The organism is Streptomyces chengmaiensis, assembly GCF_029846775.1.
Lineage (GTDB): Bacteria > Actinomycetota > Actinomycetes > Streptomycetales > Streptomycetaceae > Streptomyces > Streptomyces chengmaiensis.
In genome coordinates, this window is the sequence record NZ_JARWBG010000097.1 from 1 (window position 1) to 14368 (window position 14368).

Consider the following 14368-nt stretch of genomic DNA (forward strand, 5'->3'; position numbering starts at 1 on the left):
TCCACAGGCGGAGATCATCGAGTCCCTGCCCGGCATGGGGCCGATACTCGGCGCCGAGTTCGTGGTTGCGGTCGGCGAGCTGTCGGCATACGCCGACGCCGGTCACCTGGCGTCGGCGGCCGGGCTGGCGCCTGTCCCTCGCGACTCCGGACGCCGGACCGGCAACCTGCACCGGCCCAAGCGCTACAGCCGCCGCCTGCGCAGGGTCTTCTACATGTCGGCGCAGACCAGCATGATGCGGGAGGGGCCGAACCGGGACTTCTACCTGAAGAAGCGCGGCGAGGGCTGCCCCCGCCGTCAGCCCGGGGCAACCCCGACCCCCCGCACGGCAGTCGCCTGAAAAGGCCCCTGCTGCCGTTCGACTGCCCGTCCATCGACGCCCAGCCGAACGACATACCGGATCATGACCACACCTCGCAACGCCAACCTGCTGAAAGAGGATGTGACACAGCTTCTCAACTCCGCGGGCACGCTCGCGCAGCAGCCGGCCCGCCTTCCCGCCCAGCACCCGCTGCACCGTAGCCTCCGGCAGATTCGCCAGCAGCTCGATCGTGTGGACCCCGTACGTCGTCAGCGTCCGCTCCTGAGCGCTGCCGATGCCATGGAGCTCACCGACCGGCCGCGGGTGAAGGAACGCGGCCACCGCCTCCGGGCTGGAGCCGACCGCACGCACGCCGCCCCGCCCCGGCTCCCGGGACGCCATCGCCGCGACCGTCCAGTTCGGCCCCACCCCGCCACGGGCAAGCCGTACAGCGCCAGTGCCCGCGCGCGGATCATCCGGGCCAGCTCTGCCGGATCGCGATCGATTCTCTGGGGCTGCGGCTGTGGCGCGAGGCAGTGAACGGAGCGTGTGTGCAGCTCGGCGCGCGTATTTGCTCACCGTAGTTGGTGCAACAGGTGTGGTGCTATCGCCGGTTCGGGTGAGTCGCTCCCTCGACTGGCTGAGGGCGTGCTCCGAGGGCGGTGACGGCGGCTGTGGCCGAGAGCGCGGCGAGCAGGGCGAACAGGGCGGGGTAGCCGCCGAGCGGCTGGGTGAGGAGAGTGCCGGCGAAGGGGGCGAGGGCGGCGGCCGCGTGGGCTGGTGCGCCGAGGAGGCCGGAGAGGCGGCCGTAGTGGGTGGTGCCCCATCGGTCGGTGACGGCTGTGGCCTGGAGGAGGGTGAGGTTGCCGCGGATCACCCCGGCGAGGACGGATACGGCGACGAGCAGGGCGTAGGGGCCGGCCACGGTGGCGAGGGCGGCGGTGGTGAGGGCGCCGAGGGCGATCAGGGTGACGGTGCGGGCGGTGACGCCGAGGTGGCGGGCGAGGGCCGCGTAGAGGGTGCGGCCGAGGGTCTGGCCGGCGCCGCCGAGGCCGAGGGCCCATGCGGCTTGGGTGGTGGTGTAGCCGCGTTCGAGGAGGAGGGGGACGAGGCCGATGACGACGGCGTACATCGCGAACGCGGACAGGGTGAAGGTGACGGCCAGCATCCAGAACGCCCGGCTGCGCACCACGCCCTCGTGGCCGCCGGTGACGTGCGGCAGGCTCGGCGGGGCTGGCGGCCAGGGGGCGTTCAGCGCGATCGCGTGGGCCGGGACGGTCAGCGCCGCGAGGATGCCGGCGAGCACCACGAAAGTGGCGCGCCAGGACATGTGGTCGGCGAGTATCGCGGTCAGGGGTGCGAAGACGGTGGAGGCGAGTCCGCCGGCCAGGGTGACGATGGTCAGCGCGCGAACGTGGTCGGGCCCCCACCAGCGGGTGAGGGCGGCGAAGGCGGGCTGGTAGAGGATGGCGGCCATCGCCGCTCCGGTGAGCAGCCATCCGGCGAAGAAGACGGCCAGGTTGGGGGCGGCTGCGATCACCAGCAGGCTCAGGGCGCCGAGGGCGGAGCCTGCGGTCATGACGGTGCGGGGGCCGCGGTGGTCCAGGACGCGGCCGACGTAGATCCCGGCGACGGCGGAGACGATGAGGGCGGAGGAGAACGCCGCGGTGGTGGCGCCCGCGCTCCAGCCGGTGTCGGCGGTGATGGCCGGGTTGAGGACGATGAAGGCGTAGTAGACGATGCCCCAGCTGGTGATCTGGGTGAGGCAGAGGGCGGGCAGGACGGCGCGTGGCCGCGACCGGACCCCCGTCCCGGTCGCGGCCACGCCGCTTTGAAGGTCGCTCACCTCAGCAGCCGCCGGAGGAAGCGGGAGCGGCGCCGATGGTGAGGGTGGCCGGGGCCGCGCAGCACCCGCCCCCAGTCTCTTCCGTGGCTGCGGGCTCGTCGAAGAGGCCCGCGCCGCCGCAGACTCCGGTCTCGGGGAGGGTGAGTTCGACGCGCTCGGCCGCTTCGTGGTCGCCTGCGAGGTGGGCGGCGATGGAGCGGACCTGTTCGTAGCCGGTCATGGCGAGGAAGGTGGGGGCGCGGCCGTAGGACTTCATGCCGACGAGGTAGACGTCCTTCTCCGGGTGGGAGAGCTCGTTCACGCCGTGCGGGTAAACGGTGCCGCAGGAGTGCTGATTCGGGTCGATCAGCGGAGCCAGGGCGACCGGAGCCTGGAGGCGCTCGTCCAGGCCCAGACGCAGCTCGTCCAGGAAGGACAGGTCGGGGCGGAAGCCAGTCAGGACGATGACCTCGTCGACGGGGTCGAGACGGCGGCCGTCCTCGCCGATCAGGATCACGTGGCCGTCTTCGGTGCGCTCCAGGTTGTCGGTGCGGAAGCCGGTGACCGCGTCGGCGTAGCCGCCGTCGACCGCGGCCTTCGCGGCCAGGCCGAGGGCACCGCGGGCGGGCAGTTGGTCGGCTTGGCCGCCGCCGAAGGTGGAGCCGGAGATGCCGCGGCGCAGAATCCACGTGGTGTGATTCCCCTGGCCGTCCTCGGACTTGGCGAGGTCGGCGAGGTAGGCGAGGGCGGTGAAGGCGGAGGCGCCGGAGCCGATGACCGCGGTGCGCTTCCCGGCGTAGCGGGCGCGGGTGGCGGGGTCCTTCAGGTCCGGGACTCGGTAGGTGATGCGGTCGGCGGCGGCCTTCTCGCCGAGGGCGGCGAGTCCGCTGCCGCCCGCGCGGCTGGGGGTGGACCAGGTGCCGGAGGCGTCGATGACGGCGCGGGCGAAGAGGCGCTGCTCGTGGCCGTCGGCGTTCTCGTAATGGACGACGAAGGGCTGGGCCTCGCGGTCGGCGTCGACGATGCGGTCGCGGCCGGCACGGGAGACGCCGGTGACGCGGGCGCCGTAGCGGACCTGCTCGCCGAACACGTCGGCCAGCGGCTGGAGGTAGAGGTCGGCCCAGTCGCCGCCGGAGGGGTAGGTGTCCTCGGCGGGCTTGGTCCAGCCGGTCGGGGCCAGGAGCTTCTCGGCGGCCGGGTCGACGACCTCACCCCACCGGGAGAACAGCCGTACGTGGGCCCACTCGCGTACGGCGGCCCCGGCGAGCGGGCCGGCTTCCAGGACGAGGGGCGTGATGTCGCGGTCAAGGAGGTGGGCGGCGGCCGCGAGTCCGGCGGGGCCGGCCCCGATGACGACGACGGGCAGCTCGGTGGTGGTCTCGCTCATGGCATGTCTCCGGGTCTTCGTGCAGGCGGGCGGGTGGGCTGGGACTTGAGGTGATCAGCAGCAGCCGGCGCCTGTGGCGACGGCCTCGCGCTTGGCCTGCGGGTCGCAGCAGCCTCCGGCGGCTTCCGCGCCCTCGCTGGTGCCGCAGCAGGGTGAGGACTGGGCGGGCGCCGTCTCGGCGGCCGGTGCGGGGGCGGCGCCGCAACAGGAACTTGCTGCCTCGGCATGGTTCGGCCTGGTGGGGGTGACCGGCTCGTTCATGACGACTCCCTGGTGTTTCGAAGTTTGTCTATGGCTTGCGTGATCAGCATGGCACCTGTATTGATAGACGTCAACATAGACATCCATCAAATTCACGGGGGTTGTTGTGGGGCACGCAGATGCAGTCGTCATCGGGGGCGGGCAGTCGGGGCTGGCTACCACGCATGCGCTGGTCAGAGCAGGGTTGAAGCCGGCGGTGCTGGAGGCGTCAGAGCGAGCGGCGGGGTCGTGGCCGCGCTACTACGACAGCCTGACCCTGTTCTCCCCGGCCCGGTTCAGCGCCCTGCCCGGTATGCCGTTCGGCGGGGATCCGGACCGCTACCCGCACCGGGACGAGGTCGTCGACTATCTGACCGCCTACGCCGCCCGCCTGCAGGCCGACATCCGCACCGGCCGACGCGTGATCACGGTCCGGGCAGACGGGGCCGGGTTCACGGTCGAGCTGGAGGGCGGCGGGCAGCTGTGGGCGCGGGTGGTGGTCGCCGCCTCGGGCAGCTTCGGCCGCCCGCACCGGCCCCGGCCTGCCGGGCCTGGAGACCTTCACCGGCCAGGTCCTGCATGCGGCCGACTACCGCGGCCCGGCTCCGTTCGCCGGGCAGCGGGTGGTGGTGGTCGGGGCGGGGAACTCCGCGGTGCAGATCGCCGCCGAGCTGGCCCGCGATAGCGGGACCACGCTGGCCACGCGGGCGCCGGTGAAGTTCGCCCGGCAGCACCTGCTCGGCAGGGACCTGCACTTCTGGCTCACCCGCACCGGCCTGGACGCCGCTCCGCTCGGCCGGCTCCTGAGAACTCCGCCCGCGCAGCCGGTCCTCGACGGCGGCCCGCTACCGTGCAGCCCTCACCACCGGCACCCCCGACCGGCGCCCGATGTTCACCGGCCTCGACGGCGACCGGGTCACCTGGGCGGACGGCACCACGGAGCGGTTGGACACGCTGATCCTCGCCACCGGCTACCGCCCGCACCTGCCCTACCTCGCCGGTCTCGACGGTGTCCTCGATCCCGCCGGGTGCCCCCGCCACCGCGGCGGCGCCTCCTCCGCCCGTCCGGGTCTGGAGTTCGTTGGGCTGGAGTGGCAGCGCAGTCTGTCCTCGAACACGCTGCGCGGGGTCGGCCGGGACGCCCGGGCGGCCCGCCGCCTGGCCTCCCACCTGGCCCGCAGCTGACCCCCTGCTCCCTTGGTTCGATGTGTGTCAACATAGACGTATGTCGAATGTGAAGGTTCTGCCGCTGTTGGAGCCCGACGTCGTCGCGGCCTGCTGCCCGCCGCTGAACGAGCGCCCGATGTCGGCCGAGGAGGCCGAGGTCGGGGCGAAGATGTTCAAGGCCCTCGGTGACCCGGTGCGCCTGAGCCTGTTCTCCGCCGTCGCCTCCCACGAGGGCGGGGAGGCGTGCGTGTGCGACATCTCCGACGTCGGCGTCTCCCAGCCCACCGTCTCCCACCACCTCAAGAAGCTGAAGGAGGCGGGCCTGCTGTCCTCCGAGCGCAGGGGGACGTGGGTGTACTACCGGGTCGAGCCGTCCGTGCTCGCCGCCATGGGCGCGCTGCTGTCCGGCGCCGCGAAGACAGCGTGACCGGCGTGCGGATCGAGGAGCTCCTGCCTGAGCACGCCGAGCAGGTGCTGGGCATCTACCAGGCCGGGATCGACGAGGGCAACGCGACCTTCGAGACGCAGGCTCCCGAATGGGCGGCGTTCGACAAGGCCAAGCTGCCCGGCCACCGCTTCGTCGCCCTCGACGACGGCGCCGTGCTGGGTTGGGTCGCGGCGAGCGCGGTCTCGGACCGGTGCGCGTACGCCGGGGTGGTCGAGCACTCGGTGTACGTCCACCCCGCCGCCCGAGGTCGCGGCGTCGCCCGGGCCCTCCTGGACGCGCTGATCACCTCGACGGAGGCGGCCGGGATCTGGACCATCCAGTCCGGGATCTTTCCCGAGAACGCCGCCAGCCTCGCGGTCCACGCGCGCGCCGGCTTCCGGGTCCTCGGCACCCGAGAGCGGATCGGCCGCCATCACGGGGTGTGGCGGGACGTGGTCCTGCTGGAGCGCCGCAGCCCGATCGTCAGCTGACGCCGACCGGCGCCTGGCGGTCCGCGGGTACCAGGCGCGGGACGAGGCGGACGTAGGCGACCATGCCGATGACCTCGACGAGGGTCTGGGTGACCACCACGACGGCGGCGACCGCGAGATCGTCGGGCAGGGGGAGGGCCAGTGGCAGGACGACCAGGGAGTTGCGGGTCGCGCCGGTGAAGACGACCGCGCGGGCCGCGGGTGCCTCCAGGTGGAAGAGCCGGGCCACGACGCGTCCGGCGAAGGCCATGACCACGAGGAACGCCGCGTGAACGAGATGACGGCGGCCACGTCGCCGAGGCTGCCGCCGAGCTTAGGCACCTGGGATGCCACCACGGTGATGAGGGTGGCGGCCATGAGCGGCACCATCGTCGTCGTGGCCGCGTCCGACACCTTCTGGCCGGCCGTGGTGCGGGCCGCCCACGCCTGGAGGCCCCAGGCCAGCGCGAGGGGGATCACGATGAGGACCAGGAACGCTTCGAGGAACAAGCCGACCTCGACGATGTCGACGAGGTCCGGGCCCATGAACAGGTACAGCAAGCCCGGCAGGAGCAGCATCTGGGCGACGAGCAGGAGCGGGGTCGCGGCCAGGAGGCGGCGGCTGTCACCGCCGGCCAGGCCGCTGAAGATGATGACGTAGTCCACGCACGGGCACAGCAGCACCAGCAGGACCCCGATGCGGACGGCCTGGTCCGTGGGCAGGAAGGTGAACATCGCCGCTCCGACCAGGGGGACGACCACGAAGTTCACGACCAGGGCCGCGGACAGGAACCTGCCGTCCCGGAGGGACCGGAGCAGATCGGCGGCCGGGGCCTGGAGGAAGCACGAACAACAGCGCCCCGAGGACGGGGTTGATGGCGTGCTCGAGTCCGGGACCTGCCGCGGGCGCTGCCCAGCCGAGGAGTGCGCCCAGGGCCATGGCACCGAGGTAGATCGGGATCTGGTGGTGTTCCATGCGTGCGACCAGACCCTGCGGTTCCTGCGACACCCTGTTGACTCCCTGCGGTATGTGCGTGCTGATCGTGCGGCGGCCCTGTGCGGGCCCCGGTTCATTGTGACGAGCGGGTGGACGGCTCGGCGGGGGGCGGGGTGGGCAGTCCCAGGTCCACGGGACCGGGCGCGGCCTTGCAGGAGGCGGCCCTGTGGCGCCGGTGGAGCACCCACGCCGCGGCTATGAGGGCGACGCCGGTGAGGGCGGCCAGGGCCGGAACCCAGAAGGCACCGACGGCGGAGAGGACTCCCAGCCCGCCGAGGAAGGCCATGATCGGGCCGATGCAGCAGGCCACGCAGGCCAGGGCGGCGAGCCCGCCCACTCCCAGGAGGGACTTGCCGGAGGACTTCGTCTCGAGGTTCATGCGGTGGCTCCGAACAGGTCGGCGAGCAGCGGGCCGGCGACCTCGGGGGCGCGCACCGTGAGCGTCAGGTGCGTGGGGGCGAGGTTCAGGGTGAAGTCGAAGAACGCGCAGCAGTCCTGCTCGGCCGCTGCGAGGGCGGCGAGCTCGGAGGCCAGCTGAGGGGTGCTGGGGAAGGCCAGGCGCACTCCGTCGGCGATCTGCTCGCGGCTGGTGGCCTGCGCGGTCAGTGCCCGCCACTGGGCGGTGCGCTCGCCGAGTTCGGCCCCGGCGAGCGTGCAGGCCACCGGCGCCTCGCGCCACGGCTCTTCGGCCGCGTCCTGAATGCGGGTGGGCGAGAGGGCGATCAGGACCCGCCCCGCTGCCTGCGGCCGGCCGTCGGGGGTGGTGCAGCCGCAGTCCGGGCCGCATCCTCCGGACGGGGCCGGGCCGGAAAGCTGCCGGTGGACCTCGGCGAGCCGGGCGGAGAACGCCGCGAGCTCGGCCGAGCGGCGGTCCGCGTCAGCGATCCGGTCGGCGACCAGCGGCACCATCCGCTCCCGCACCGCCGCGCACACCCCCGCGTCCCGTACGTCGAGCAGGTCGCGGATGTCCTCCAGCGCCAGGCCCAGCAGCTTCGAGGAGGAGATGAACGCCAGCCGCTCGACCGCGTCCGGCCCGTACTGGCGGTAGCCGGACGTCGTCCGCTCGGCCGGCAGAAGTCCGGCCGTCTCGTAGAACCGCAGCGTAGAGGCCGGGACGCCGGAGCGTTCGGCCAGCTGCGAGATGCGCAGTGTGCTCATGCCTCGAACGTAAACCTTCAACTCGACTCGAAGGTCAAGCCCGCAGCAGCCCGGCGATCTCACGGGCGGCGTCACGGGCGGTGGGGCCGGGGGCGGCTGGATGGTGACGTGAAGCTCGATGACCGGGGTGCTCGCCCGGGGACGGGGCAGAGAACGGTCGGAGGCGATGTATCGGGAGGTGGGGTGCTTGACGCGGCGGGCACTGATGCGTGCGCGGCGCGGCGGGAGCTGGTGCCGTTGGGCGGCGTGATGGACGGGGTTGGGGCAGTCCTCAGTCAGGGGTCCGGTGGTGATGCTGGCGCGGGCGGCTTCCAGGGCGGCGGTGTAGCAGCCGCGGTCGGGGTCGCGGCCGGTGAGGGCGTCGGTGATGGCCATGCGCAGGAGTTGGTGGCAGATGAGCATGGCCCACAGTTCCTGTTCGAGGCCGGCGCGGTGGCCGGAGCGGAGCGGGCGTCCGGCCCGTGTGGTGGCGCGGATCTCGCGATAGCCGGTCTCGATCTCCCAGCGTTCGTGGTAGAGGCGGGCGATGTCGGCGGCTGGGTGGCGCACGGGGTCAAGGAGGGTGGTGGCCAGGCGGTAGTCGTGTGTGAGGATTTCACCATCGGGGCCGGCGAGGGTGAACCGAGCCTGCACGACGCGCACGGTCAGAGTGCCGAAGGTGCTCAGAAAGCTGCCGTCGGGCAGCACGGTGTTCGCGCGGGGAGTCCGCCGGATTGTCATGCGGACCAGGACATCGGCTCCGGTGGCGTGTACCTGTGCGAGGAAGTCGTTCGTGTCAAAGCCCCGGTCGAGCAGGACCAGCATGCCGGTGGTGAGTCGGTGCAACAGCGTGCGCGCCAGGTCCCTCTCGTCGCACTGGCGACGGTTTTCGCCGATGCTGGGGCCCAGCAGGCCGCGGGTCCCGGTATCGACCAGCGTCATCACGTTCAGAGCGGGGTAGCCGGCCCAGCCCAGACGCGTGCGGACGCGTCCCAGCCAGGCCCGGTTGTCCGCGGTATCCGGCGCGTGCAGCGAGTGACATCCGTCGAAGGCCACCGTGCGTAGTCCGCGATAGCCCACGCCCGGCGTGCTGGGTGGGGCCAGCGGCACCGCGAGCACCTCGAACAGAGCGCGCAACGGCGCCGGGCCCAGCCGGGCGCGCAGCTGCCGCAGCGCCGCCGAGGTGGGGCGCGGAGCCCGCGGACCCCAGGCATGCGCCAGCTTCTCCCACACCAGCGCCATTCCCAGGTGCGGGAACAGGCATAGAGCAAGGACGAAATACACGCCGCAGCGGGACGGCAGCAGGCGCATCCGTTGTTGGAGACGCCCAGTCTCGGCCAGGACCGCCTCCACCAGCTCAGGCGGCAGATAGGCGGTGAGCGCACCCAGGTGCCCGGGTAAATAGCGGTCGTCGTCCACGGCGGATGGTGGCAGGTCGGACATGGCAGACTGAAGCAACAACGGGGCCTCGGCGCGGGTGAGCTCTTGGCGGAACGATCACGCTAGCCGGGGTCCCGTTCGCATGCCCGCACCTCTTGACAACACACCTGCCTCACCTAACTACTCGGCATTGCGGCGCTTCGCGCTGGCCTGTCGGCCACCCTGGACTGCCCTGACCAGCCTGAACGGCGGTCTGGCCATCGAGCGGCCCGGGAACCTCCGGCGCCGTGGGGATCTCGGCGCACGGTCACCGTCCCCACAATCGCGACCGTCTCTGCGCCGTCGTCCCCATGGCCCATTTCATGGCGTCTCGGGTGGGGAATTACGCCGTCGTCGACACTCCCGAAGGTCGATCTCCCACGCGCTGGGGGCCAGACGTAGGTCGACGTGCAAAGGGATCGGCTCGTGGAGGCCTCCGGCCTGCGTGGTCGTCGACACCCGAGGGGTATTGCGGAAGCCCAGGACAGCTCTGATCGTCTCGCGTCGCGCTGTCGTGAAAGTCGAGGGAGGGGAAGTACTCGCTGCGCGGTGTGGACGACGCAGAGATGGCGCGGCAGGCTGAGCGCGTGGGCCTCGCTGCTTTGGTAGGTGGGGTGCGCCGGGGAGAGCCAGGCTTGCGTTACAGCGGACCCGGCGTGGTGGGCTTCGGTGCGCAGCACCTCGAAGCGGGCGCGGGGTCGGGTGGTTGATCCCACCTTGACGTATGACGTGGCTCCGGTGATCGCGAGCACGTAGACGAATCCGGTGGCTTCCGGGGCCTGTTCGGGCACCGGGTTCCTTTTGAGGTAGTGCCGCAGCCAGCCGCGCGGGTCGTTGTGTACCGGCTCAAGCATGTCCCACCCCTTGGTTCAGTCCGCAAACAGTGAACCGAAGGGGTGTGACAACTGGAATGACCTGCAGTTTCCTATGCAGGGTACGGGCGAGTGATCACGGTTTCGTACTGCCGCGGTTAGGGTGAACAGGTGATCGAACCGGACGTGAAGAAACTGCGAGCAGCGCTGCCAGCCTATGCGCTCGAGGTCGGAACCGAACTGCTGGACCGGCCGGTACGGAACTCGGTGGGCGGCTGGCCCTTCCCCGGCGATGGCCAGGAGTGGCCAGAGTGCTTCTGCGGCGAGCGGATGGTTCTGTTCTTCCAGCTCGACCTGCCTGCGGACCTGGGGCCGTTCGGCGGAGACCACCTGATGGTTTTCCACTGCCGCGCCCACAATGACGCCTCCGACCCTCAGCTGGCCGACGATGGTCGGCTCGTGCCGCGGTACTGGGACGCTCCGCAGCCGCCCTACCCCCACCCGTTCTGGCGGGTGCTGCTCCAGCGTGCCGCGGCTCTGCCCGCGGCGGAGGTCGAACCGTCTCTGCGCGCCCTGCCACTGACGTTGCGGTCCTTCACGGATGCTGCCGCCGGGCAAGAGCGGGGAGCCCAGGGGTTCAAGGTGGGCGGTACACCGTCCTGGGCGCAGTTTCCCGAGTACTACCGGTGCGCGTGCGGCACCGAGCTGGTGTACGTATGCCAGGTGCCGGAGGACATGGAATTCGCCACTCACGCCGGCCAACCGGAACAGCCCTACAGTGTCGCCATCGACACCTACAACCTGTTCCTCGGCAACGAGGTCTACCTGCTGGCCTGCCCGGCCCGTTGCGATCCAGCGGCGGTCTGGCCGGTGAACCAGAATTGATCGGCGACCACATCAACTCTGCGCGCGGCAACCTGCGTTCCCGATGCCTACGGCACCGCACCGTAGGCGTCGGGAACACCTTGCTATCCGGCGGCCCGGATGGCCTTGAGGCTCTGGGACTGTCGCTTGGGCGGCGCGGTCTGGTGCACCGGCACGCTGATCTCGGGCAGCTCTCCCGTGGCCGATCCGCTCGGAAGCGTCCTCGATCGCCTCCTCCAGCTCCTCCTGGGATGCGTAGGAGGCGATGTACGGGTGGAGGAAGTAGGTACGGTACTTGCGGTCCTCGGGCCGCAGCACGAGGTTCCGGCTCTCCAGCAGCGCCATCGAGGTGTTCGCGGAGTTCCGGGACAGACCGACGCGTGAACCCAGCTCGGCCTACGGAAGCCCGGCCTGAAGGCGACTGGTTCACTCCCCACGACCTGCGCCGCGCCTGTGCGACCCACCACTACGAACAGGGCATGGACCTGCTCACCGTCCAGCAGCTTCTGGGGCACCGGCACACTGCCGCGACCATGGCCTACGTCCGCCCCTCCCTCAGCTTCGTCGAGGACGCCTGGCGCCGCGCCACCCTCACCGCCGTCACCGGCCTGTCCGGCTGACCCCACGGGCAGGAGTACCGATGACCACACCCGAACTGGGGAGGGTCATGTCCCCTGTGGTGGTGTAGCCGGGCCGATCTGGTCGTTGTTGGGGTAGATCTTGTCCATGCTGCCTTCGGGGAGGTAGCGGCGGGGGAAGGCGATCCACTCGTCGTGCATCTCGATGAGCACGGCGGTGGTGAGTCGTTCGGGAGTGTCTAATCAACAGCCCTGTCTCACATTCGGTGGTGGCGGATCGTGAGCACTGGTCGCTGTCGGTTGCAGAGCGTGCAGTTAGCGCTCCGACCTCGGCCTTCACTCACGCGACGGCGCTGTGGTGAGGAGGACTGCTCCAGCACGCCGAGTTCACGACGGCGGCCGCTACACGAGCCGGTCGGCTCCAGGAACGACTGCTCCAAGGGAAGTACCTGCGANTACCGAATGTGAGACAGGGCCGTTAAATTGACACACCCGACCAGCCCGAGTGGTGGTCGGCGATGACCAGGCGGACCCCGTTCAGGCCCCGTTCTCGCAGCGAGCGCAGGAACTCGCCCCAGAAGGCTTCCGTCTCGCTGTCTCCGACCATGACGCCCAGGACTTCGCGGCCTCCGTCCTCGGTGACTCCGGTCGCGATGACCACGGCCTGGGACACGATCTGATGGTCGACGCGGGCTTTGACATAGGTGGCGTCGAGGAAGACATAGGGGAACCGGGTGTGATCGAGGGGCCGGGCCCTGAACGCGTCGAGCTGTTCGTCGAGGCCGGCGCAGATCCGGGAGACCTCGCTCTTCGATATGCCGGTGTCCGAGCCGAGAGCTTTCACCAAGTCGTCGACGGAGCGGGTGGAGACGCCGTGGACGTAGGCCTCCATGACGACCGCGTAGAGGGCTTGGTCGACGCGGCGCCGACGCTCGAGCAGGCTGGGGAAGAAGCTGCCGGCCCGCAGTTTCGGGATCGCCAGTTCCAGGTCGCCGGCCTGCGTAGTCACGGTTTTCTCCCGATGCCCGTTGCGCCAGGCGGTACGGGTGTCGGTCCTCTCGCCCCATTCCGCGCCGATCCGGGCGGTGGCCTCGGCCTCGATCAGTTCCTGCAGCAGCCGCTCGGCGACCTCGCGGACGAGTTCAAGACCATCTGCCGAACGTAGTGACTCAAGCAAGCGAAGTAGGTCATGCTGGGACAAGGCCACCGGGCACCCCCTTGGACCGAACTGGCAGTTCACCAAGGACAGTTGCACGGTGGCCTGCCCCGTTCTCAGGGAGCGTTCACCGGCAGCCGATGCACGCGAGGGCAGGGAAACGGCGCACTTCCCCGCCAAGATCCGTTACACCACATGACGGGACGCCATCGCCGCGAGCAAGGCGGTCGGCAGGCCCTTCGTAGAGACGGCGAGCATCGCCGACATCCGTGCCTCAACGAGAACGGGCGCCTTGCCCAGGGCGCGCCGGTGAACCGCCCCGGGTTCGTCAGAGATCTCAGCTTGTGGGTGTGAGACCTGCAGTTTCGTACGTACGAGTGGCCGCGTGAGGCGAGCAGGGCCGACTCCGTGGTCCTGGAGCAGTGGCTCTGCGGCTGCGGGTGGGAGGTCGACCCGACGGCGTTCATGACTGGCGCGCGGTGCCCGGCCGTTCAGGTGCGGAGGACGGGGAGCCGGGGCTGCTGATCCTGCCGGGGGAAGTCGTGGAGTACGTCGGCGGCCGAATGCGGATCGCCCCCGGCCCTGTGGCGGCACCCTCGCCTGTGGTGTAGCGGGCCGCCCTAGATGCATCCGGCCCTCTCGGCGTGATGCCGAGGGGGCCGGTGTGTTGGGCCCAGCGTACGCCATTCGGGAGGGCCGCAAGACCACCCGAACGCTCGTTGCACCGGAGGCTGGCGCGACGGTGATACGGGCGGCGTCCAGGATCGTGGTGTGCCGCGGCCGCGCGTCGTAGTGCCGGGTGCGGCAGGTCAGGATGACGGGTCCGGCGTCGCGGCCTGCCGGTAGGCGTTCAGGGCGTGCACGACGGCGATGGCGCGGGGCGCGGCGGGGTCGGGGGTACCGTCGGGGAGGGTGGGGTCCGTCTCGTCCGGGCCGTCCAGGGCCGGAAGGACCAAGCGGTGGCGGATCAGGTCGGCGGCCGGGTCGGCGGGCCAGCCGTATGCCTCGACGAGCCGCTGCTGCAACAGGTCGGTCAGGGACTGGTGTTCGGTGTCCCACCGTGACAGAAGTCAAGTCGTACGACGGGGATGCGGGCCGAGGCTGCGATCAGTGTGAGGCCGGCGCGCGGCTGCCGGGGCCGTGCTATCGCTGAGGGTCATCAGCGCATGTCCACACCCGCCGCCGCCAGCTGGTTCAGGGGCCCGTCGGTCAGGGTGGCGTGCTGGTCGGTCACAACGGGCAGCCCAGCCATCGCCTCTGGCCCGATCAGCCCCGTCTGGGCGAGGACCGCGGCCTGGTCCCAGTAGATGTGTTCGCTCGAGATCAGGGCGCCGTCGAAGGAGACGACGGCGAGGACGGCGACCGTGACACTCCGGCCGGTCGGTGCCACCCCCGGAAGGATCCAGGGCAATGCCGTTGCTTTTGCGGGGGCCGGGCGGTTGAAGTGGTGTGCTGATATCGCGTCTGGAGCGGCTGGGGTTGGGGGTCCTGACCCGGTCGTGTCCGCCTGAGCTGGTGGACCGGGTGGTGGGTGAGGCGAGGTGCTCGGAGAAGCGTCGGCGTCTGCTGTCCGCCCGGTTCACGGTGT

Annotated in this window: 14 protein-coding genes and 5 pseudogenes; 8 read left to right on the plus strand and 11 right to left on the minus strand. The window is 70.8% G+C overall.

Annotated elements, in window-relative coordinates:
• Positions 1-283: pseudogene (locus QCN29_RS35665) on the plus strand (IS110 family transposase); the annotation flags it as partial.
• A gap of 285 nt (positions 284-568) precedes the next feature.
• On the opposite strand, the pseudogene QCN29_RS37290 reads toward QCN29_RS35665, so the two are convergent.
• The 4 genes and pseudogenes from QCN29_RS37290 to QCN29_RS35680 form a co-directional block, all read right to left on the minus strand.
• A pseudogene (locus tag QCN29_RS37290) lies at positions 569-703 on the minus strand (hypothetical protein); the annotation flags it as partial.
• 202 nt (positions 704-905) lie between these two features.
• The gene (locus tag QCN29_RS35670; RefSeq protein ID WP_279933393.1) at positions 906-2147 is read right to left on the minus strand and encodes an MFS transporter; all 1242 of its coding nucleotides are present in this window, start codon (positions 2145-2147) and stop codon (positions 906-908) included.
• Between the two features lies 1 nt (position 2148).
• Positions 2149-3513, minus strand: coding sequence for an NAD(P)-binding domain-containing protein (locus tag QCN29_RS35675; protein WP_279933395.1), 1365 nt, complete (start codon positions 3511-3513; stop codon positions 2149-2151).
• A 54-nt stretch (positions 3514-3567) separates the two neighbouring features.
• Positions 3568-3774 (minus strand): hypothetical protein, encoded by a 207-nt coding sequence (locus QCN29_RS35680; RefSeq protein ID WP_279933397.1) that lies wholly within the window; start codon positions 3772-3774, stop codon positions 3568-3570.
• Positions 3775-3880: 106 nt separating this feature from the next.
• On the opposite strand from QCN29_RS35680, the gene QCN29_RS36975 reads away from it, so the two are divergent.
• The 4 genes from QCN29_RS36975 to QCN29_RS35695 are packed head-to-tail and all read left to right on the plus strand — an operon-like array spanning position 3881 to position 5838.
• Positions 3881-4438: an NAD(P)-binding domain-containing protein gene (locus QCN29_RS36975; protein WP_318036767.1), complete on the plus strand. Its 558-nt coding sequence runs from the start codon at positions 3881-3883 to the stop codon at positions 4436-4438.
• Positions 4329-4991, plus strand: a complete 663-nt coding sequence (locus QCN29_RS36980; protein ID WP_318036768.1) for a hypothetical protein — start codon at positions 4329-4331, stop codon at positions 4989-4991. The genes QCN29_RS36975 and QCN29_RS36980 overlap by 110 nt, the downstream gene beginning before the upstream one ends.
• Positions 4979-5347 carry an ArsR/SmtB family transcription factor gene (locus QCN29_RS35690; RefSeq protein ID WP_279933398.1) on the plus strand — a complete coding sequence of 123 codons (369 nt, stop codon included), beginning with the start codon at positions 4979-4981 and terminating at the stop codon, positions 5345-5347. Before QCN29_RS36980 ends, QCN29_RS35690 begins: the two co-directional genes overlap by 13 nt.
• Positions 5344-5838, plus strand: coding sequence for a GNAT family N-acetyltransferase (locus QCN29_RS35695; RefSeq protein ID WP_279933400.1), 495 nt, complete (start codon positions 5344-5346; stop codon positions 5836-5838). The genes QCN29_RS35690 and QCN29_RS35695 overlap by 4 nt, the downstream gene beginning before the upstream one ends.
• Here the strand turns inward: QCN29_RS35695 and QCN29_RS35700 are convergent.
• The 3 genes and pseudogenes from QCN29_RS35700 to QCN29_RS35710 all read right to left on the minus strand — a co-directional run bounded on the left by QCN29_RS35700 (position 5831) and on the right by QCN29_RS35710 (position 9394).
• Positions 5831-6793: pseudogene (locus QCN29_RS35700) on the minus strand (arsenic resistance protein). The gene QCN29_RS35695 and the pseudogene QCN29_RS35700 sit on opposite strands and share 8 nt — an antisense overlap.
• A gap of 94 nt (positions 6794-6887) precedes the next feature.
• Positions 6888-7193, minus strand: coding sequence for a hypothetical protein (locus tag QCN29_RS35705; protein ID WP_279933401.1), 306 nt, complete (start codon positions 7191-7193; stop codon positions 6888-6890).
• Positions 7190-9394: an IS4 family transposase gene (locus tag QCN29_RS35710; RefSeq protein ID WP_279933402.1), complete on the minus strand. Its 2205-nt coding sequence runs from the start codon at positions 9392-9394 to the stop codon at positions 7190-7192. Before QCN29_RS35710 ends, QCN29_RS35705 begins: the two co-directional genes overlap by 4 nt.
• 959 nt (positions 9395-10353) lie before the next feature.
• On the opposite strand from QCN29_RS35710, the gene QCN29_RS35715 reads away from it, so the two are divergent.
• Positions 10354-11067 (plus strand): hypothetical protein, encoded by a 714-nt coding sequence (locus QCN29_RS35715; protein ID WP_279933403.1) that lies wholly within the window; start codon positions 10354-10356, stop codon positions 11065-11067.
• A 359-nt stretch (positions 11068-11426) separates the two neighbouring features.
• Entirely contained in the window at positions 11427-11666 is a 240-nt protein-coding gene (locus QCN29_RS35720; RefSeq protein ID WP_279933404.1) for a site-specific integrase, read from the plus strand.
• Positions 11667-11711: 45 nt separating this feature from the next.
• Here the strand turns inward: QCN29_RS35720 and QCN29_RS35725 are convergent.
• The 4 genes and pseudogenes from QCN29_RS35725 to QCN29_RS35740 all read right to left on the minus strand — a co-directional run.
• Positions 11712-11852: pseudogene (locus QCN29_RS35725) on the minus strand (IS256 family transposase); the annotation flags it as partial.
• 271 nt (positions 11853-12123) lie between these two features.
• Positions 12124-12831, minus strand: a pseudogene (locus tag QCN29_RS35730) (IS256 family transposase); the annotation flags it as partial.
• A gap of 758 nt (positions 12832-13589) precedes the next feature.
• Complete coding sequence (locus tag QCN29_RS35735) at positions 13590-13805, minus strand: hypothetical protein (protein WP_279933405.1); 216 nt, start codon at positions 13803-13805, stop codon at positions 13590-13592.
• Between the two features lie 134 nt (positions 13806-13939).
• The gene (locus QCN29_RS35740; RefSeq protein ID WP_279933406.1) at positions 13940-14170 is read right to left on the minus strand and encodes a hypothetical protein; all 231 of its coding nucleotides are present in this window, start codon (positions 14168-14170) and stop codon (positions 13940-13942) included.
• Positions 14171-14229: 59 nt separating this feature from the next.
• Between QCN29_RS35740 and QCN29_RS35745 the strand changes: the two genes are divergently transcribed.
• The coding region (locus tag QCN29_RS35745; protein ID WP_279933407.1) for a transposase domain-containing protein at positions 14230-14368 on the plus strand (139 nt) is incomplete at its 3' end.

Coding starts and splice junctions, on each gene's coding strand:
- QCN29_RS35680 (WP_279933397.1), bottom strand. CDS start 3,774: ATGAACGAGCCGGTCACCCCCACCAGGCCGAACCATGCCGAGGCAGCA.
- QCN29_RS35675 (WP_279933395.1), bottom strand. CDS start 3,513: ATGAGCGAGACCACCACCGAGCTGCCCGTCGTCGTCATCGGGGCCGGC.
- QCN29_RS35690 (WP_279933398.1), top strand. CDS start 4,979: ATGTCGAATGTGAAGGTTCTGCCGCTGTTGGAGCCCGACGTCGTCGCG.
- QCN29_RS35705 (WP_279933401.1), bottom strand. CDS start 7,193: ATGAACCTCGAGACGAAGTCCTCCGGCAAGTCCCTCCTGGGAGTGGGC.
- QCN29_RS35710 (WP_279933402.1), bottom strand. CDS start 9,394: ATGTCCGACCTGCCACCATCCGCCGTGGACGACGACCGCTATTTACCC.